Origin of the sequence: Paenibacillus vini, assembly GCF_018403325.1 — a bacterium.
Lineage (GTDB): Bacteria > Bacillota > Bacilli > Paenibacillales > Paenibacillaceae > Fontibacillus > Fontibacillus vini.
On sequence record NZ_BOSL01000001.1, the window covers coordinates 53,442 to 73,634 of the forward strand.

Here is a 20,193-nt window from a genome sequence, read left to right on the forward strand (position 1 = left end):
CATTCACATCCGTATCAGCACCCACCTCGCACCCGCACTCACATTCGCATCTAACACATTCGCATCCACCACATTCGCATCCACCACATTCACATCCACTACATCTACATCCACACCCACACTCGCACCCGCACTCACATTCACATTCACATCCACTACATCTACATCTACACCCACACCCGATCCACTACTTGTATGGCGATTCTATTTCATGAGGTTGAAACTTCCTTTCTGCGTCCATACTGGAAATTAGGAGAATAGATTGCCGGCCTGGCCGGCAGGCAGAAGGAGGAAGCTGCATGAAATGGATCGGATGGCTGGCGAAGCTGGTTATAACGGTAGTTACGGTAAGTATGCTGACGGTGATGACCACGGGTTACGTGGTGAATACGTATATACAGTCGCTGCTTGGAAGCTATAATTTGCCTATTGCGGGTAAGGCGCCTACCCTGGGCGGAATGATGAAGGGGATGTTTGGGTTTGGAGGAGATGATAAGGACAAAAAAGAGGCGGAAGGCGGAGGGACCGACGTAACTGGAGTAAATGATGGGACCGATGGAACAGGTGGAATTAATGGGACCGACGTAACTAGTGGAATTGGTGACACCGACGGAACTAGTGTAACCGGAGGGACTAACGGATCCAGCGGGACTGACGGCTCGGAGGGGGACTCCGAAAATGCCGGAACTGGAGCTAATGGAGACAACAATGGAGCTTCCGGATTTGAAGCTGGCAAAGGTAGTGAAGGCACCGATGGAGCAACCGGTGTTGCCGGTATCCCCGACGGCGGCCAGAAGGATGCCAACAATCAGAATGGCGGATCCGGCGGGGAGGAGGCCCCTGAGGACGCCTTATCCGTGATGGGAGGCATCTCCTCGAACTCGGGATCATCCGGTGGCCAGGACCAGCAGGTAGTGGTGACCCCAGATGAAATGGTGGCTAAGAAAGACGAACTTTCGGACAAGGATAAGGAGGAAGTATTCGCTATTTTGATGTCGAAGCTGCCGCAGGCTGAAATGCAGAAGATGACGGAGGCCATGGAGGAAGGGCTGACGGAATCGGAGATGATTGAAATTGAGCAAATTTTATCCAAATACCTGGACAAGACGGAATACAGTAAGATGATGAAGATTCTAAACAGCTAAATAACTTCTATTTTTATTACAGTAAAGCGATGACATTCACAGGATTGTTAAAATATACCTTAACCCGGAAAAGTCGATAAAACGCCTTGAACCTTTGCCACAATGGGGTTCTGGGCGTTTTTGGCATTGGTTGAAATCATTAACCTGGCTATGTTAAAGTAAACAATAGCGGTAAAAGGTTAAAATTTTGAAACCATTTTATGTCGTATTTAGTCGAATGGGAAAAGGAGATCAGCATGAGAGGTTTCAGGGGGATACGTTGGCAGCTGTGGCGCAAGGGTCAGAACCCGGCGCAGATGATGAATCACGGCCGTCCGGAAAACGATCAAGAGATGTCCGAATTACACACGGAAAACGAAGGTAAGGGCGGAAGCCGCCGGTCTAAACCACGTATGATCGCCATAAGCGCGATTGCAGCCCTGGTAGCTGCAGGCGGGATCTATCTGGCGGGGCAGCAGTATGTGGAGGCCAATATGGTGTCCTACTATCGGGTTTACGTCGCAGGCAAAGAAGTTGGAACGATCGCTAATGAGGAACAATTGCAGGCTCTTTTCAAACAAAAGGAGCAAGAATATAACGAAAAATACCCGCAGGTAGAGATGGCGGTACATACCGAAGGCATCACTACGGTTGAAGAAAAGGCTTATAAAGCAAAGGTAAGTGACGATGAGACGTTGAACACGCTCAGCGGCATGCTTACGGGATACGCCAAAGGCGTCGAGCTGAAGGTTGACGGCAAAACGATCGGTATCGTCAAGGATCAGGCTACGGCCGATGCCGTACTGGAGCAAATTAAAGGCAAGTATGCCCCTCAAGCGAAGGCCGTGGCGGCCTCGGCATCGACGACTTTTGCATCCAAGGTGAAGAAGACCGGCGGACTCCAACAGCAGCAGGCTTCCGCAAATACGGCAAAGGAATCGGATCCTATGCTGGAATCGGTAGACATTAAAGAAAACGTCGCCACTGAGACCATCGATACGGACCCGAACAAGGTTCTGGACGTGAATGAAGCGGTGGCCCGTATTTTGGAGGGTGACGAAGCTGCTATTACGTATGCGGTCCGGGAAGGGGACACGATCTCTTCCATTGCGGCCCGTTTCGGTATTACCCAGAAGGAATTGTTCAGCAACAATCCGGGCGTGAAGGAATTGACGCTGCAAATCGGCACGGAGTTGAAGATCAATGCCGTACAGCCGGCGTTGACGGTAAAAACGGTGGAACGCGTATCCGAGCAAATCGTGACGGAACCTCAAGTCATCGTTCGCAAGAGCGCGGACATGAGGTCCGGTCAGTCCAAGGTAATCTCCTTGGGCGAGAGCGGACTTAAGACGATGAAGTACCGCTTGACGAAGGAGAACGGCGAGGTTGTGGCAGAAGAGTGGCTCGGACAAGAGGTCGTCAAAGAGGCGCAGCCGAAGATCGTCGTCAAAGGCACGAAGGTGGTGCTGGGCGAGGGCTCGGGTGATTTCGCCTGGCCTGTATCCGGGGCGACATTGACCAGCAGTTACGGCAAACGCTGGGGCAAAACGCATAAAGGCCTCGATATGGTCTCTTCCAGTCGCAACATTCTTGCCTCCGATGATGGCGTAGTCACCTTTGCGGGAACCAAGTCCGGTTACGGCAATTGCATCATCATCAACCATAAGAACGGGTACGAAACCTTGTACGGACACTTGAGCAAAATCAGTGTGAAGAAGGGCGATGTCGTCGAGAAAGGTACCAAAATTGGCGTCATGGGTAACACCGGCCGTTCGACAGGAACGCATCTTCACTTCGAAATTCACAAGAACGGAAGTGTCCAAAACCCGTCGAAGTATCTGTAAATCACACAGAAGAATGCATTGCATATACGAACCCGGCCTTAGGCCGGGTTTTTGATTTGGACAGAATTCAATAATGGATACTAAATCTCTCTGAAATTCCCTATAGCCAAATCTATTGAGGTTATGTAGGGCGGGGCCAGGTATGGTAAGATAGAGTAAGATTCGGCCAAGGCCTGAAAGTTTGGGGTGAACATAAAGCATGCAAGGTAAAATTCTGGTCGTTGACGATGAACGGCCCATCGCGGATATTTTGAAATTTAATCTGGAAAAAGAGGGCTATGAAGTCATTCTCGCTTTTGACGGGATCGAAGCGGTGGAGCTGGCTTATTCGGAGCAGCCGGACTTGATCCTGCTTGACCTGATGCTGCCCGGCAAGGACGGCATGGACGTCTGCAGGGATGTTAGGGCCAAGCTGCAAACCCCGATCATTATGCTGACAGCCAAGGACGGAGAGATCGACAAGGTGCTGGGTCTCGAGTTCGGCGCGGATGACTATGTAACCAAACCGTTCAGCACGCGCGAACTGCTGGCCCGGGTGAAGGCGCAAATGCGCAGGCAGCAGAAGCCTGTGGCGCAGGAAGGGCCTGAGGAACGGCAGGGCATCAGCTTGTTTGAACTTTTTATTGATACCGATACGTATACGGCTTCGAAAAACGGGGAGCCGCTTGATCTGACCCACCGGGAATTTGAGCTGGTTCATTATCTGGTGAAGAACGCCGGGAAGGTCATGACTCGAGAGCACCTGCTGCAAGCGGTGTGGGGGTTCGAATATTTCGGGGACGTACGGACGGTCGACGTGACCATTCGCCGGCTGCGCGAGAAAATCGAGAAGGACCCGAGCAAGCCGGAATACATTTTGACCCGGCGCGGCCTCGGGTATATGATGCGAAGCTCCAAGGCGGGTGGGTTCTAGCATGAAGCTGCCCTCCTTTTTCCGCACCATCCAGGCAAAGCTGATCATCATCTATGTGCTGCTGATCCTGATCGCGATGCAGCTGATCGGGGTCTATTTCGTGAGCGCGATGAAAACGTCGCTGACGAGCAATTTCACGAAGGAATTGCAGGAACGTGCGGAGCTGCTCTCCGTGCTGGCGGCACAGAACCTGGGGGTGACCGGGGATTCGGCGGAGGAATCGCTGGAGAACCTGCGCGTGCTGGTGAACAATCTGTTCAACATCAACGGTGCGGAAATACAGGTGCTGGATGCCAGCGGCAAGGTGCTTACGACGTCCAAACCGTCGCATGCCGATTATGTCGGCACGAAGAATACGCAGACCGTAGTCAACCGGGCCTTGCAAGGGATCCGGGACAACGAGGAATACATTATTGACGAAGATAATATCCGCAAGAAAGTCGTGGCCAAGCCGGTCGTCAACGATGGCAAAATCGTAGGTGCGATCTACATCGCCGCCTCGATGAACGAGCTGTACGATACGATGGAGCGGATTAATAATATTTTTATTTCGGGAATATTGCTGGCGCTAGGATTGACGGCGGTGCTGGGCGTCATTCTGGCGCACACGATCACTTCGCCGATCAAGGAGTTGACCCGGCGGGCGACGGCGGTGGCGGAAGGCGAGTTCCACCAGAAGATGCCGGTGCTCGGCAATGACGAGATCGGGCAGCTTAGCAAGGCTTTTAACTATATGACAAGCCGTCTTCGCGATGCGCTGGCGCAGAATGAAGAGGAGAAGGAGAAGCTGGCTTCGATTCTCACCAATATGAGCGACGGCGTTATCGCTACCGATGATACCGGGACGGTCATTCTGATGAATCGCCGGGCGAGCGAAATGCTGCGGATCAATGGGGAATTGGATAGAGGCACCGACATCATATCGCTGCTGCATCTGACCCCGGAAGAACGCGAGATCTTGAAGCAGGGGACGATGCATTCCACGATCCTGGAGAACGAAACGCCGGAGGGGGACACCTTCCTGATCCGCGTCACATTTACGCCGATCCACCGGCGGGAAATCGGGATTGTCGGGACGATCGCGGTGCTCCAGGACGTTACGGAACAGGAGCAGCTGGAAGCGTCCCGGCGGGAGTTTGTGGCGAATGTATCGCATGAGCTTCGCACGCCGTTGACTACGATCAAGAGCTATACTGAAGCGCTGGAGGACGGTGCTATGGAGGACCCGGAATTGGGTCCGAAATTTGCCTCCGTCATCCAGAACCAGACCGAGCGAATGATCCGCCTCGTCACCGATCTGCTGCATCTGTCGCGGTTAGACTCCAAGGAAGCGCAGCTGCGTAAGCAGCCGGTCTCCGTGATGGAGATGCTGGAAGAGGTGACGGACCGGTTTTCTTTTCAGATGCAGGAAAAAGGCATCAAGCCAACGTTTTTCGTCGGCAACGGCGTAGGCTCCGCCTGGGTGGACCGAGATCAAATCGACCAGGTACTGGACAATCTGATCTCCAATGCGATGAAATATACGCCGGAGGGCGGCACGATCGCTATCGAGGCCAGGTTGACCGATGACGGCGCGCTGGCGATTTCGGTACAGGATGACGGGATCGGAATCCCGAAGAAGGACCTGGACCGGATTTTCGAACGTTTTTACCGGGTCGACAAGGCTCGTTCGCGGAATATGGGCGGGACAGGCCTTGGCCTATCCATTGCCCGGGAAATTGTTAAAGCGCATGGCGGGACGATCTCTTTACAGTCGGATTTGGGCAAAGGCACCAAGGTGACCTTTATGCTGCCGCGGCATGAACAAGGAGGCGACGGTCAGTGAAGGAACGGGTAAAATCGCTGATGCTCGCACTTCTGGTTCTATGCAGCCTGGTGCAGAGCTACTTTCTCATCTATCGGCTGCCGGGCAGCGACCCGGTCGTCAAAACCGAAAGCGACTATATCAAGACAGAGAATATGGGGCAGAGTGCGGAGGCCGAAGACATGCTGTTTCCGTCCCAGATTGCCGTGCATTTGGGCGAGGACCGGCACACGGTATTTTATCCGGACTCGGCTTTCTATAACTTGATCTATTCCCGGCTGAAAGGACGGCAGTTCGATGGATTCCAGCGCTATGGAGTGGAAAACATCAATTGGACCGAGATCCGCAGCCGCCATACGGGGATAGAGCTGCAGTTCGGCGACGGGATGCCGGTGGCGTTGCTGCAAAAGGTGATGCAGATCGCTCCTGATCCGCTGTTCGAAGGGGAAAGCATCAGCCGGGTGCTGATATACAATTCCGAAAATGAGGATCAGGTGCGGGTGTTCTTTTTCAGCTCGCAGGGCGATGTCGTGTATGAAGCGACCAAAGCCGATTTGACGGTGCAGGATGTCCGGCAACAGGTCGATTTCGGCAAGGATTGGGTGCCTTACACCCTGGTCAACGGGTATTACATTCCCGAGAAGCCGGTCCGCATGGTGGAGACGGGGTTGGAGATAGGCCTTTTTTCCACGGATCAGATGCAGAGCAGCTTATTCTCTGATCCGAGTATCACCCGGTATATCCGCGAAAAAGACGGCTCCGAGATTTATACGGACAGTAAGCGGAGCTTGCAGGTACGGCAGGACCGGGACTGGATCAATTATACCGACCCGGCCGCACCGGCGGCGGGCGAGAACAATCCGGGGCGGAACGTACTGTCCGGCGTTGACTTTGTCAATCAGCACGGCGGATGGAACGGCCAATACCGGCTGAAGAAGACTGCGGACACGGGCGGAGAAGAACATACCGTAGTGTTTCAGCAATATTACGGGGAAGGACAGTTCGGCGCTTTTCCGATTATCGATATCTCGTCGTTCCACTATGGAGAGATTACGCTGGAGATGCGGATGGGCACCATTACGGGCTACGAGCGCTCGCTGATCTACTCCACCGGCGAGTTCTGGGAGAAAACGATGGTTGAGCTGTCCAGCGGGGACGAATTACGCGAGCAGCTTGCCAGACTGGAGAAAGAGTCAGAAATCGTCAGCTTGTATCCGGCGTACCTTCCTTCGCTCTCCAAAGAAGGATTGCAATTGAAGCCGATCTGGGCAGTCGAGCTCAAAAACGGAGCTACACGCATGCTGTTTTGAACCAATAGAACCATTCGGAGGTGAGAACATGGATTGGGGCCGGGCAAAAAACGTGCTGATTTACGCATTTTTGCTGCTAAATCTGGTGCTGGGTTATCAGCTGTGGAATGACTTGCAGGAGCAGGCGGATTCCAATCCGGATTTCACCTCCCTGGAGAGCAGTATTCAGAAATCAATGGACGATAAACGGATCCGGGTGTTGGCTAAAATTCCGACCGAGACGCCGGAGCTGTCAAAAATATCTTACCGCTTCGTAAATGGCGGCGAACAGGGCGGGGAGCTGGTTGACCTGCCGGTTCCGGTGGACAGTAAGCTGATTTATACGCCGAAGGAATTGGCGAATGCGCTGAAGACAAGCCTGCCGAATATCGGGGATTACCGTTATGACGAGGCGGCAAGCCGGGCGGGGGAATTCATGATGCTTCATCCGCTGGTCGACGGAAAATGGCCGCTGTTCAAGATTGAGCTGAAGCTATACTACAGCAATCAGAAGATCATTTCCTACCGGGAGCAAGTCATCGAAATCGGCGGCTCGGAAGGCGAGAAGAAACAGCGGGTGCTGTCCGCATCCAAGGCACTTGGGAATTTAATCGAGAACTTCCTGCCGGAAGGCTCGGTCGTGACGGAAATCGAGCTGGGTTATTACGGGGAAGTGTTCAACTCGGACGCGCATCTGCCGGCGGCCCCGGCGTGGAGGTTTATTTTGGAAAGCGGCAAGGAGTACTATGTACAAGGCATCAGTGGGGACGTAATTAGTCCGAACACAGAGAAAACAAAGGAGTAGTGCGAATCATGGGATTGAGATTTACGGTGTTGTCGAGCGGGTCGACGGGGAATGCGACGGTAGTGGCCAATGGGGAAACGACGCTGATGATCGACGCCGGCTTCAGCTGCCGCCGGATTGACGAGCTGCTGTCGGAGCGTGAAGTATCGGGTCAGGAATTGAGCGGCATTCTGGTGACGCATGAGCATTCGGATCATATTAAAGGTCTCGGAGCGGTGGCGAGAAAATATAATCTGCCCGTGTATGCCAACGAGAAGACATGGAGCGCGATGGAAAAAGCGGTCGGCCAGATCCCGGACGAGAACCGCCGCGTACTGGGCACAGGCGAGGCACGGGATTTCGGATCGCTTCGAGTGGAATCGTTCGCGATCTCGCACGATGCGGCGGAGCCGGTGGGCTACTGCTTCTATGACGGCAAGGAAAAGCTGAGCGTCTGCACCGACCTAGGCTATGCCAGCGACAAGGTCAAAGCGGCGATCGCGGACTCCGACGTGCTGGTGTTGGAAGCAAACCACGACATCGAGATGCTGCGCATGGGGCGCTATCCTTGGAATATCAAGCGGCGCATACTCGGCGATATGGGCCACTTGTCCAATGAAGCTACAGGCGAGTTGCTTAGCGAGCTGATGAACGGGCGGATCAAGCGGACGTATCTGGCTCACCTTAGCCGGGAGCATAACATGATGGATTTGGCCCGCATGGCCGTGCGCGGTTCGATGGAGGACCGCGGCTGCTTCTATAAGGACAGCGAATTCAAGCTGCGGGACACGTACTATGACCGGCCTACACCGTGGGATAAGGTGGCGGAGTTATAAACCGGTCCAACTCGGCTGCTTTTTGCTCAATTTCTTGGCGGGTAAGAATCCCCTTCTCAATCAATAGTTCCATGATCGCGCTGAGCGTTACCAACTGGTGGTAATGCTCTTCTTTCATATCCGCAAGTTTTGCAAGCATATTAACCTCATTCATCGGGGTGGAAAATTGTGAATTCATGATCGATGGGGCCTCCTTTATTATCAAAAAAATTAGGGGAAATGCGCCTCGATTTCCCGAAAATTCCCTAAAAGGAAAATGCGCCTGAAACCTCCGGGTATGGTAGAATGAATCTATCAATCTAGCGCTTTATTATTAGTGTAGTCCGGCATGGGCATAAACATTCCTGCAGAATGAAAACAGCAAGAAAAAATCTTTCATGGTAGGCAACATCCAGCCGTTTCATTACGTTAAGATAGTAAAGAGTTGAACGGGAATATGGCTTTGCCGTCGCGGCATAGAGTGAATTGTGCAGCGGCTTCCGGGTAATAAAGGATACAGACCAATGGAGCATCAGGACCGGGGCAGTCCATGGAGGGAGAGAAACGGGATGGGATTGTTTGATGATGATTTTTATTCTACAAAGGTGTCGAGACGGCAGCTTCGCAGAAGTTCGGACAGCGCTCAGCGCTGGCAGGGCAACAACAGGAGGAACGGTTGGTCCACGTTGCAGATCTCGCTGGTTTCATCCATCCTTAGTGCGGTAGTTGCCGTACTGCTGTTTAGTTTGATTACCGGGCTCCCCTCAGCCTCCAATCGCGCCGGCGCGAACGGCAATGCCGCGGCGCTAGGGGAAGGCGACCCGTTCGACCGGATCAGCACAGCGGCGGCCAAGGTGGCTCCAGCTGTGGTGAGCATCCTGAATCACAGCGAGCTATCCGATGACCCCAAGCAGGCTGCATTAGGTTCAGGCGTAATCTATAAAAAGGATAAAGGGAAGGCGTACATCATCACCAATACGCATGTCATCTCGGGTGCGGACAATTTGGAAGTTGTGACGAGTGACGGAGACTCGCGGAAGGCCACGGTAATCGGCCAGGATTCCATCAACGACATTGCGGTGCTGGAAGTGGATGACAAGGGTATTAACTCCGTTATCGATCTGGGCGATTCCAAGAAGCTGCGTCCCGGCGAGACGGTGATCGCGGTCGGCAATCCGCTGGGTCTGGGCGGCACGCTTACTTCAGGCATCGTCAGTTATACGAGCCGGCTGATTCCGATTTCGCTGAGTCAGGACGGTGTGTATGACTGGGAGCAGGAAGTGATTCAGACCGACGCGGCCATTAACGAAGGCAACAGCGGCGGAGCGCTGGTCGATCTGAACGGCCGATTGATCGGTATTAATACGATGAAGATCGCCGATACGGGTGTTGAAGGGCTCGGATTTGCGATTCCGGTCAACGAGGTCATGAAGACGGTAGACGATCTGATGTTGTACGGCAAGGTCGTTCGTCCGTACCTTGGAGTGTATTCGCTGGATCTGAACAATCCGTATGCGGAAATGACCGAGGAGCAGCGGACAGACCTGAAATTACCTAGCCATGTGACGGAGGGGATCATCGTGCTGGAAGCTCATGGCCCTGCGAAGGACGCGGGCTTGAAGTTAAACGATGTCATCACCCAGCTCGATAAGCAGCCGATCAGCTCCACGCTGGAGCTGCGGAGATATATGTACGAGAACAAGAAGATCGGCGAGGATATGGAGATTACCTTCTACCGGGATGGTAAGCCGCAAACCGTAACCGTTAAGCTTGCGGATAAACCGTCCGAAGCGGAATTAGATGCTGAGGCTGAAGAGAAATAGAATAGAAACAGAAACAGAATAGATGAACCAACAAGGGTCCTTTTACATGAGCAGTCGTTGCATAAGCGCGTCGTCTGAAATGTAAGGGGATCTTTTTTTGTATGGGGGCGGGTGAGGTATATGCGTTTTGTCCTCCTTTTGGGTGGACACTTTTGGATTTTGTCCTCGGGGCACGGACAAATGAAGTTCGGGATGTGTTCGGGATGCCTTTGGGGCGTCTTTACCGGGGGAATTAAAACTCTTGTTGGGCGGGTAAGTAGGGGCTAGTGCGTGTAAGAGTTAGGCGTTAGGGTAAAGAGTTAAGTATAGGTGTAAAGCCAAATAGCAGAGAGTAAAGAGTAAAGGGCAAAGAGCAAAGAGCAAAGAGCAAAGAGCAAAGAGCAAAGGGCAAAGAGCAAAGAGCAAAGAGCAAAGAGCAAAGAGCAAAGGGCAAAGAGCAAAGGGCAAAGAGCAAAGGGCAAAGAGCAAAGGGCAAAGAGCAAAGGGCAAAGAGCAAAGGGCAAAGAGCAAAGAGTAAAGAGTAAGGGCAAAGATCAAAGGGCAAAGGGCAAAGATCAAAGAGCAAAGAGCAAAGAGCAAACAGCAAAGAGTAAAGAGTAAAGAGTAAAGAGTAAAGAGTAAGGAGTAAGGAGTAAGGAGTAAAGAGCGATGCAAGGGAAGTCGAGTCATGGTGTTTATAAAATACATAAGATATGGTACAGGGGCTTCTTGGGAAGGGAGAGGATTAGTGATGAATTCTCTGTTTGCGGGAAAGAGTAGAGCGGGTATGCTGCAGGCGATGACGCAGGCGCCGCTGGATTTGCTGGTGATCGGCGGGGGGAATACAGGCGCCGGGATTGTGCTGGACGCGGCGGCGAGGGGGATGCGGGCCGGGCTGGTGGAGATGCAAGACTTTGCGGCCGGGACGTCGAGCCGGTCGACGAAGCTGGTGCATGGCGGGCTGCGATACTTGAAGCAGCTCGAGATCGGGGTGGTGGCGGAGGTCGGACGTGAGCGTGCGATCGTGTACGAGAACGGTCCGCATGTGACGACACCGGAATGGATGCTGCTGCCGATCTACAAGGGCGGCACGTTTGGCAGGCTCAGCACGTCGGTGGGCCTGCGGGTGTACGACCTGCTCGCCGGGGTGAAACGGGGCGAGCGGCGGTCGATGTTGTCGGCGGAAGACGCGTTAGCGAAGGAGCCGTTGCTGCGCCGCGAAGGGCTGCTCGGCGGCGGCTACTATGTCGAGTACCGCACGGACGACGCGCGGCTGACGATTGAGGTGTTGAAGGCCGCCGTGGCGCAAGGGGCAATGGCGGTCAATTATGCGAAGGCGACCGAGTTCCGTTACGAGGACGGCCGGGTGGTCGGCGCAGCGGTGCGGGATCGGATCGGCGGTGAGACTTACGAGCTGCGGGCTCGGAAGGTCGTAAATGCCGCCGGGCCCTGGGTAGACACGCTGCGTGAATGGGATGGGTCCAAGCAGGGCAAAATGCTGCAGTTGACCAAAGGCGTGCACCTGGTGATTGACCAGGGGCGGTTTCCTTTGCGGCAGGCGGTGTATTTTGATACGCCGGATGGGCGGATGATTTTTGCTATTCCGCGGGAGGGCAAGACCTATGTCGGTACGACGGACACGGTGTACCAAGGTGATATCGCCCATCCGCGCATGAACGCGGAGGATCGCCAGTATGTGATTGATGCGATCAACGGGATGTTTCCTTCGCTTGGGATCACGGCGGAGGATGTTGAATCGAGCTGGGCGGGCGTTCGGCCTTTGATCTATGAGGAAGGGAAATCGCCGTCCGAGATTTCGCGCCGGGATGAGATCTGGCAGTCGGACTCTGGCCTGATCACGATGGCGGGCGGTAAGCTGACGGGCTACCGCAAAATGGCCGAAACGGTCGTTGACCGGGTTGCTGCCCAGTTAGGGCGCGAGCATGGTCTCCGCTTCCATGCGTGCACTACAAAGCATTTGCCCATATCGGGAGGGCATGTGGGGGGCGGGGATGCTTTTTATGGATATGTGCAGTCCAAGAGCACAGAAGCTGAGGAGCTTGGCCTTCCGCGGGAGCTGGGCGCGGCATGGGCGATGAAGTATGGCTCGAACGCCGGCCAGTTGATGGCGATCGCCAGCGAGATGCTGCGGACGGCTAAGGGATTGGGAAATAGCGCGGTGAAGCCGGAGCGAGAGGCGGAAGAGCGAAGCGGTTCTGTTAGTTTGGAGAGGGAAGAAACGGGCCGAAGCGGTTCGGTGGCAGAAGAGGCGGAAGTGAAGGCTGAAGCCGGGGAAGAGTCTTTTGTGAAAGGGGAGGCACGGCCAGTGGCCGGGTCTGACGCGCTGCCGCTGGAGGTGGCGGTTCCACTGAAGTACGCTCTGGATGAGGAGGTGGTGGTGACGCCGGGGGACTTTTTTATCCGAAGAACGGGTTCTTTGCTGTTTGATATCGCTTGGGCGCGCAGGTGGAAGGAGCCGGTGATCGCTTATATGGCGTGCTATTTCGGGTGGTCGGCGGAGGAGAAGGCGCGTTATGCCGATGAACTGGAGCGGGCGCTGACGGAGGCGGTGGAACCGGAACGGGCTGGGCAACCGGGTGAAGGATAGGCAAATGGTTAGCTTGGAAGGTTGATTGAGGCGGTAAGCGATAGCGGGTACAATGGTAAGGAATGGCGACGAGGGGCAGATTGTTTGGTTATAAGTGATCTGTGCGGTTCCTTTTTGGGGCGGAGTATGGTAGAACAGATAAAGGACAACCTGTTAATACGGAGCGCGCCGCGGGAGCGGTAGGGAAAGGATGCTTGAGGTATGTATGTAGTTTGCAAAGATCATGTGGAGCTGGCGATCGATATGTTTGTGGATGAGTTTGAGGAAGCCCCGGACGTCGTCGATTTGGAGCACACGAAGTTCATCGACTGGGAACCGCCGGTGAAATGCGAGCATTGCGATCATGAGGCGAAATTTTTGATCGTGTAAGGAAGATTGTTTGGTTTGGCGTTATGGGATTCGGGAGCGGCTGGTTTCATGCTGCTGAATTTCGGATTAAGGCCGGGGTGGTCGGGTGCCGGCTGGCAGGAATGGTCGATGGGCGTGGATCGGGAGTGACTCCGAGGATGCGCGTCTGCGATAAATGGGATGGGTACGTGTGTTTTTATTTGTTTGGGATTGCTAGCTAGTTATAGGAGTGAGTGGATCATCGGCTAGGGTTTAGCCCGGGGTCCGGGGATGGCAGCGAAGCGCTGGAGTGAGGTTGAGTGCTTGGGTGCATGGAATTTTAGGCCTGACCTTGAAGAAAGAAAATGCTGATGTTTTGCGAATGAGGAAGTGCTGAGGGCTTTGGCCTGGGTGCGATGCTTTTGGAGAATAGAAAAGTTCGGTGAGGCGGTTTTCTCGACCAGAGCGGGGGAAAGCGGCCTTTTTGCATAGATGGCGGAAATTCGATACATGGAGGATACGGAGATGTTTATTCAAGTTATTGCGGTCGGCAAGTTGAAGGAGAAGTTTTTGGTGCAGGGCATTGCCGAGTATGCGAAGCGGCTGGGCCCGTATGTGAAGTTCCAAGTTCTCGAGGTCCCCGACGAGAAGGCGCCGGAGACGATGAGTGAGGCGGAGGTATTGCAGGTGAAGGCGCGAGAGGGCGAGCGCATTTTGGGTTTGGTGAAGAGCGATGCGCATGTCATCGCTCTGGAAGTCGGCGGCGAGCTGTGGAGCTCGGAGGAGCTCGCCGGTTGTTTGGACCGGCTCGGCACGTATGGGACGAGCCATGTCGTGTTTGTGATCGGCGGGAGCCATGGGCTCGCCGATGCCGTGATTAGCCGCGCGCAGCAGCGGCTGTCTTTTGGGCGCATGACGCTGCCCCATCAGCTCATGCGACTGGTATTGGTGGAGCAGATTTATAGGGCGGTGAAGATAAATCGGGGGGAACCGTATCATAAGTAGGGCGAAAATGCATTTTGTCAAGTCAAATGCTGAAAATTAATGTTTAGTGTATAATAATAGTGGTTCTTTGTCTGTAAGGAGAAGGTTAATTATGCACTTAAAAAATTATATTTTTAATAAGAATAAATTACTTGAATTAATTGATAAAATCCGTAGAGAGTCTAGTGTTTCGATAGAGGCAGATAAACAAATCGAACTAGGACAGTTCTTTACTAACTCTAATATTGCAAGTCTTATGGCATCTATGTTTAATGAAGGTAAAAGTAAGATTAGATTACTTGATGCAGGAGCTGGAGTAGGCTCCTTAAGTGCAGCCTTTATTGCAGAAATGTGTTGTAGAGAAGATAGACCCAAAGAGATTTCAATTGTTGCATATGAAAAAGACCCAGCACTATTACCTTATTTATTTAAAACTAGAGAAGTCTGTAATAATGCTTGTAAGCGTTTAGGAATAAAGTTGAACTGGGAAATACTGAATCGTGATTTTATTAATGAAAGTATTGATCTTTTAGTGAAAAGTGAAGAGGAAGATCTAGAATTTCAACGTTTTGATTGTGCAATTTTAAATCCTCCATATCGTAAAATTCATAGTAATTCGTTAGAACGGAAGTTATTAAAAGGAATTGCAATAGAAACTTCTAATTTATACTCTGCTTTTGTAATTCTTGCAATACGCCTATTAAAGAGTAGTGGTGAGTTGGTAGCTATTACACCTAGAAGCTTTTGCAATGGTCCTTATTTTAAATCTTTTCGAAAAGAAATGCTGAACGAAACAACATTTTGCCGGATTCATACCTTTGATTCAAGAAGAAGTACATTCAGTGACGATAGAGTACAACAAGAAAACATAATTTTTAAATTAATAAAAGAAAAATCACAAAATAACTGTAATGTAACAGTTTCATCTAGTTTTACAAAAACAGATGAAATTGCTAAATATCAAATACGCTATGATCAATTTGTACATCCCAATGATAGAGAGATGTTTATAAGAATATTAAAAAATGATTCGGGATATCAAATTACGGATCAAATAGATAAGTTAGGAAATACAATAGAAGATCTGGGGATTTCAGTATCAACGGGTAAAGTAGTAGACTTTAGATCTAAAGATTATCTGAATAATGAGCCATTACATGGAACTGTGCCGCTAATTTATTCTATTCACTTTGAGGACGGATTTGTAAAGTGGCCTAAACTAAATAGTAAGAAACCAGATTTTATACTTCAGAATTGTGTTACTGACAACCTCTTAGTACCTTCTGGTTTTTATGTTTTAGTTAAGCGGTTTTCTTCAAAAGAGGAACGCAGAAGAGTTGTTGCAGCTATCTATGACCCAGGAAGGGTCATGTTTTCAAAAGTCGGTTTTGAAAATCATGTAAACTACTATCATATTAACGGAGAAGGCTTAACTGAGAGACTAGCTAAAGGTTTAGCTGTTTTTTTAAATTCTTCATTAATTGACTCATATTTACGTCAGTTCAATGGTCATACTCAAGTAAATGCAACTGATTTAAGAAATCTTAAATATCCTCGTATAGAACAATTAGAGGAATTAGGCAAAAGAATAAGTACTCAATTACCCGAACAAGATGAAATTGACTTAATGATAAGCGAATTATTCTAAGAACAATGGTTGTTGGCATTAATAATTGGGAGGGATCAGCAATGTCATTACAAGAAGAGATAGATAAAAAAGCAAAAGAAATTCAAGCCGATGGATATCCAATGTCAATTGGAGAGTTGGCGAATATGTACAAGGATGGCGAATTAATAGTTAATCCGGAATTTCAAAGGTTTTTTAGATGGTCAGACTCCCAAAAAACAAAATTAATAGAATCGATACTTTTAGGAATACCGATACCTCCGATTTTTGTTGCTCATGGTGAGAAGGGGATATGGGATGTTATTGATGGGTTGCAGAGACTATCGACAATATTTGAATTTATGGGTTTATTAAAACTCACAGATGATACGTTAAAGCCGCCTAGTAAATTATTAGGTACAAAGTTTCTACCATCCTTAGAGAATAAAATGTGGGAAAACCTTGATGATCCAGAAAACTCTTTTACTCAAGAGTTAAGAATTGATTTTAAAAGATCGAAATTTGATATTAAAATTATAAAAAAAACTAGTGATAAGGATGCGAAATACGAACTATTCCAAAGAATCAATACAGGCGGATCAAAGTTATCAGACCAAGAAGTTAGAAATTGTCTATTAATAATGATTAATAGGGACTTTTATCTGTGGGCAGCAGAACTTGTGAAATATCAGCCATTTGTGAATTGCATACCTCTTTCAGAAAAACAACAATTAGAACAGTTTAATATGGAAATTTTAATGCGTTATTTAGTTATTCGACATGCAGATTTAAGCAAGATTAAAGGTAATGAAGATATTGGAGAATATATTTCGGAAGAAATTATTAATATAGTTGAAAGTGGAGAACTAGATATACAGAAAGAAGCAGAGGTATTCTACAAGACCTTTGCTTATCTTGATACAATTCTCTCAGACGACAGTTTTCGAAAATTTGATCATGAGAAGGGCAAGTTTAGAGGTGGTTTTTTAATGCCAGCATTTGAAGTGGTGATTGCAGGTTTAAGTGAGAATATAGATGAAATGAATAAGATGGCACCTGAGGAAATGATTCAAAAAATTAAAAATATATATAATTCTCCGCAATATCTAAGTGCTACAACTAGAGGGGGCGCTCGCCCTATCACGAGGTTAAAAGATCTAGCAACATTAAGCAAGGGAGTATTTATGAATGGCTGAGTACTCGCTCGAGAAGTTTCAAACAAAACTTGATAAAAACATCTCTTGGAGAAAACGTGAGCTTACGATACTTAAAAATAATGTTGATGGGGCAGAGGGAAATCTATTAGTTACTTCAATAAGATCAGGAATAACATTATTGTATGGTCATTGGGAAGGATTTATTAAGACAACTGCTCGAGAGTATCTAAAATATTTAAACAAGCTAAATATAAAATGTATTGATATGAAGGACAATTTCCTCACTTTATCAATGAAGAAAACAATAGTTAACTCGAGGCAATCTAATAGATGTTTATCACATTCTGAAATTATAAGTGAGTTATTGTATGAATCCGAGAAAATATTTAATGTTAATGAAATGGATAAACTTATTGTAGATACTGACTCAAACTTAACTTATGAAATATTAGAAGATATATTATTTAGTTTGGGTTTGGACTGTGAAGATTTTGAGATGAAGGAAAACTTTATAAAGGAAAATCTAGTGCTTGAGCGAAATAAAATTGCTCATGGTGAATATGTATCAATTGTAGACCCTAGGAAAGATAAAAGTGAAGAAGAAAAAAGGGCAAAAGAAGAATTTGAAAATCTATATCATGAGATTCTAAAACTTATGGAGAAGTTCAAAGAATTGGTATTTGATGCTGCATTTAAGAAAAAATATCTAAAACAGGTTCCAGAGTTGGGTGTTTAATACAGAGTATTTGCGAATATTGTACTTATATTGTCTATTAATATAGATTTATTTTTTAGTAGAATAATTAGAAGGGGGGATTTTGTTGCCAAGTGACAAAGAATTTATTACGATCTACGATCAGATTCGCTTATTAAAAAATAGGGGATTGCAGATTAACAATTTTAGTTCCGCTAAAGAACATCTTCAAGATAAGAACTATTTTGATCTTATAAATGGTCATGAGACATTATTACTTGATGACTCGAAGCGTTTACCTAAAAAATATACTAAAAAGTCATTTGATAATTTTTTAAGACTTCATGATTTTGATAAGCAATTCTCGAGCCTAATACTAAAGAAAATATCAGACTTCGAAACAAAATTAAAAACAACAATCTCCTATCATTTTTGTAAAAATCATTGTTCAACTTTAGCAGAAAACAATAATTATATAGACATAAGTTATTATAATAAACCGGGACCAACTGATGGCCCAAAACAATATGTAAATTATTTTTACAATTCCAGTGAACAAGAAAAAACTCATAAATTATTTAGAAGTAACTATAAATATAGAGGGAAATTTAGAGGTATATTTAATGGAGTTGTAACCTATCAACCTTCAAAGACTATATTAAGAGGTATCTTTACTGGGCGTTTTGGATCTTCTTCAATAAAAGAAGTAAAAGCAGGCAACTGTATATTCTATAATTCAAACCAAAGAACACTTTTAGCTGCACTACATACAGTAAGTACGACTTCTGGATCAACTGTATCCCTCAACATAAATATACAAAGAGAAGAAATAATACAAGGTTTAAACTACATTGACGATTGTAAGCTGAAATTTTCATACATTAATGAATATAATAATCCACCGTTCTGGGTTGTGATTAAAACATTAATGTTAAACGATTTAATTGTATTAATGTATGGATTAAAAAAGCGCACTCTTGATGCGGTATTAAGAGACTTTAATTTGAAGCCTTACGAGAAGGAGAAATTCTTAAACTCTTTGGAGATAATTAAAGAGTTGCGAAATTCTTGCGCACATTTTGAACTGGTTAATCGATTCAGGACGTCACCGAATTTAAAAGTAAATAGTCATCTAATTTCTGACTTACACTTATCACCTATGAGATCACAATATGTAATTAGATTATTCGATGTATTAAAAATATTAAGAGTTTATATTGATTTATCCGAAATAAAATTGTTTTTACATAATTTTTGGACTAACGAAACTAAGTATGGTAATGGTGAGATTACTGTTGCTTTATTTGAGAGGATGGGAAATTCAAATATAAATGAATGGATCTAAGATTAATTGACTTAAGCACGAATATAAGCTAAAATGAATACATATAATAACGAGTAGCCAAGACGGCGTGCCAAGCTTGCGTAGCTTGCTAAAAGTCCCTAGCCACCTTATCTTCTAAGATAAGGTGGCTTTGTATTTATAAAGCATTTGAGAACTTCCTTCAATAGGTGAAACTCTCAGGACTCAATTTTTATTTTTAACGACTATCGTTATAGAAAATATAAATGTATTCTATTTCGCCTTTAGTGTGATACGGAGAGCCATATCATAAGTAGGGCGAAGTTTTTATTGCGAAGAGCCAGTTTTCTGCTTTCCTAATATCCAATAACTATTTGAGCTATTGCAGTCCGAAATAGGGTAAAATGGTACAGACTATAGGGAATGAGGACTGAAACCATGGATAAAGATGAAGTAATATTGACGCAAGAGGGCTTGGAGCAGATTGAGGAAGAGCTCCACGAGCTCAAGACGGTCAAGCGTAAGGAGTTAGCGGAGCGGTTGAAAGTGGCGATCAGTTATGGCGATCTTAAAGAAAACAGTGAGTACCATTCTGCCAAGGATGATCAGGCGCACATGGAAACCCGAATTTTGGCCCTGGAGCGGATAGTAAAGCGGGCACGGGTCGTGAATGCGGACAGTGTGGACTTGAATGAAGTCAGCGTAGGCTCTTTTGTGATCTTAATTGATATTGAATTCGCCGAGAAGATCGAATACCGCATTGTCGGTCCGGCTGAAGCAAATGTGGCCGAGAACAAAATTTCTTACGAAAGTCCACTCGGAAAGGGTCTTTTGGGCAAAAAGGTAGGGGATATAATTAACGTAGATGCGCCGATGGGCAACCTTCAATATGAGCTGCTCGAAATCAAAATTTGAAAAGAGTCTCATTTCATGATGGCACCTTTTTCAATGTGTGATTTTTTGTTAAACGTAAATGTTCATGTTGGAAAATCTATCTGGATCCCAGATTTTAAAAGTTGAGAGGGCTTAAGTACTTAGAGATTAGTTTAGTTTCATGTGAAAGGCACCCGGTTGGGTGCCTTTCAATTTCGCTCTTTGGATGTTACGGAGAACCGTACCACAAGTAAAAACTCAGAGCC

The 20,193-nt window shown here is 47.9% G+C and carries 18 protein-coding genes; 16 read left to right on the forward strand and 2 right to left on the reverse strand.

Translation table 11 applies throughout. The features are described from left to right. Positions 1 to 3: 3 nt before the first annotated feature. Positions 4 to 177: a hypothetical protein gene (locus KJS57_RS00265; RefSeq protein WP_213653308.1), complete on the reverse strand. Its 174-nt coding sequence runs from the start codon at positions 175 to 177 to the stop codon at positions 4 to 6. A gap of 122 nt (positions 178 to 299) precedes the next feature. On the opposite strand from KJS57_RS00265, the gene KJS57_RS00270 reads away from it, so the two are divergent. The 7 genes from KJS57_RS00270 to KJS57_RS00300 all read left to right on the forward strand — a co-directional run bounded on the left by KJS57_RS00270 (position 300) and on the right by KJS57_RS00300 (position 8,594). Then, positions 300 to 1,145 (forward strand): dermokine domain-containing protein, encoded by an 846-nt coding sequence (locus KJS57_RS00270; RefSeq protein WP_213653309.1) that lies wholly within the window; start codon positions 300 to 302, stop codon positions 1,143 to 1,145. Between the two features lie 236 nt (positions 1,146 to 1,381). Further along, the gene (locus KJS57_RS00275) at positions 1,382 to 2,968 is read left to right on the forward strand and encodes a peptidoglycan DD-metalloendopeptidase family protein (RefSeq protein WP_213653310.1); all 1,587 of its coding nucleotides are present in this window, start codon (positions 1,382 to 1,384) and stop codon (positions 2,966 to 2,968) included. A 199-nt stretch (positions 2,969 to 3,167) separates the two neighbouring features. Further along, entirely contained in the window at positions 3,168 to 3,881 is a 714-nt protein-coding gene (gene yycF, locus KJS57_RS00280; protein ID WP_211024407.1) for a response regulator YycF, read from the forward strand. Between the two features lies 1 nt (position 3,882). Further along, complete coding sequence (walK, locus tag KJS57_RS00285) at positions 3,883 to 5,706, forward strand: cell wall metabolism sensor histidine kinase WalK (RefSeq protein WP_213653311.1); 1,824 nt, start codon at positions 3,883 to 3,885, stop codon at positions 5,704 to 5,706. Beyond that, the gene (locus tag KJS57_RS00290) at positions 5,703 to 6,995 is read left to right on the forward strand and encodes a YycH family regulatory protein (protein WP_213653312.1); all 1,293 of its coding nucleotides are present in this window, start codon (positions 5,703 to 5,705) and stop codon (positions 6,993 to 6,995) included. The genes walK and KJS57_RS00290 overlap by 4 nt, the downstream gene beginning before the upstream one ends. A gap of 28 nt (positions 6,996 to 7,023) precedes the next feature. After that, on the forward strand, positions 7,024 to 7,779 hold the full coding sequence (gene yycI, locus KJS57_RS00295) for a two-component system regulatory protein YycI (protein ID WP_211024413.1): 756 nt from the start codon (positions 7,024 to 7,026) through the stop codon (positions 7,777 to 7,779). Positions 7,780 to 7,787: 8 nt separating this feature from the next. Then, positions 7,788 to 8,594 carry an MBL fold metallo-hydrolase gene (locus KJS57_RS00300; RefSeq protein ID WP_211024415.1) on the forward strand — a complete coding sequence of 269 codons (807 nt, stop codon included), beginning with the start codon at positions 7,788 to 7,790 and terminating at the stop codon, positions 8,592 to 8,594. Here the strand turns inward: KJS57_RS00300 and KJS57_RS00305 are convergent. After that, positions 8,563 to 8,772, reverse strand: coding sequence for a hypothetical protein (locus KJS57_RS00305; RefSeq protein WP_211024417.1), 210 nt, complete (start codon positions 8,770 to 8,772; stop codon positions 8,563 to 8,565). The two genes, KJS57_RS00300 and KJS57_RS00305, sit on opposite strands and share 32 nt — an antisense overlap. A 370-nt stretch (positions 8,773 to 9,142) precedes the next feature. Between KJS57_RS00305 and KJS57_RS00310 the strand changes: the two genes are divergently transcribed. The 9 genes from KJS57_RS00310 to greA all read left to right on the forward strand — a co-directional run bounded on the left by KJS57_RS00310 (position 9,143) and on the right by greA (position 19,969). Continuing rightward, entirely contained in the window at positions 9,143 to 10,396 is a 1,254-nt protein-coding gene (locus KJS57_RS00310) for a S1C family serine protease (protein ID WP_213653755.1), read from the forward strand. 730 nt (positions 10,397 to 11,126) lie between these two features. Further along, complete coding sequence (locus KJS57_RS26570) at positions 11,127 to 12,983, forward strand: glycerol-3-phosphate dehydrogenase/oxidase (RefSeq protein ID WP_213653313.1); 1,857 nt, start codon at positions 11,127 to 11,129, stop codon at positions 12,981 to 12,983. Between the two features lie 201 nt (positions 12,984 to 13,184). Beyond that, positions 13,185 to 13,352 carry a CxxH/CxxC protein gene (locus KJS57_RS00320; RefSeq protein WP_213653314.1) on the forward strand — a complete coding sequence of 56 codons (168 nt, stop codon included), beginning with the start codon at positions 13,185 to 13,187 and terminating at the stop codon, positions 13,350 to 13,352. Positions 13,353 to 13,835: 483 nt separating this feature from the next. After that, positions 13,836 to 14,315, forward strand: a complete 480-nt coding sequence (gene rlmH, locus KJS57_RS00325) for a 23S rRNA (pseudouridine(1915)-N(3))-methyltransferase RlmH (RefSeq protein ID WP_213653315.1) — start codon at positions 13,836 to 13,838, stop codon at positions 14,313 to 14,315. Between the two features lie 91 nt (positions 14,316 to 14,406). Continuing rightward, positions 14,407 to 15,942 carry an Eco57I restriction-modification methylase domain-containing protein gene (locus KJS57_RS00330; RefSeq protein ID WP_213653316.1) on the forward strand — a complete coding sequence of 512 codons (1,536 nt, stop codon included), beginning with the start codon at positions 14,407 to 14,409 and terminating at the stop codon, positions 15,940 to 15,942. Positions 15,943 to 15,983: 41 nt separating this feature from the next. Further along, the gene (locus tag KJS57_RS00335; RefSeq protein WP_213653317.1) at positions 15,984 to 17,096 is read left to right on the forward strand and encodes a GmrSD restriction endonuclease domain-containing protein; all 1,113 of its coding nucleotides are present in this window, start codon (positions 15,984 to 15,986) and stop codon (positions 17,094 to 17,096) included. Then, positions 17,089 to 17,793 carry an MAE_28990/MAE_18760 family HEPN-like nuclease gene (locus KJS57_RS00340; RefSeq protein WP_213653318.1) on the forward strand — a complete coding sequence of 235 codons (705 nt, stop codon included), beginning with the start codon at positions 17,089 to 17,091 and terminating at the stop codon, positions 17,791 to 17,793. Before KJS57_RS00335 ends, KJS57_RS00340 begins: the two co-directional genes overlap by 8 nt. Before the next feature lie 85 nt (positions 17,794 to 17,878). Further along, entirely contained in the window at positions 17,879 to 19,096 is a 1,218-nt protein-coding gene (locus KJS57_RS00345) for an Abi family protein (protein WP_213653319.1), read from the forward strand. Positions 19,097 to 19,492: 396 nt separating this feature from the next. Further along, entirely contained in the window at positions 19,493 to 19,969 is a 477-nt protein-coding gene (greA, locus tag KJS57_RS00350; RefSeq protein WP_213653320.1) for a transcription elongation factor GreA, read from the forward strand. Positions 19,970 to 20,193 lie beyond the last annotated feature (224 nt).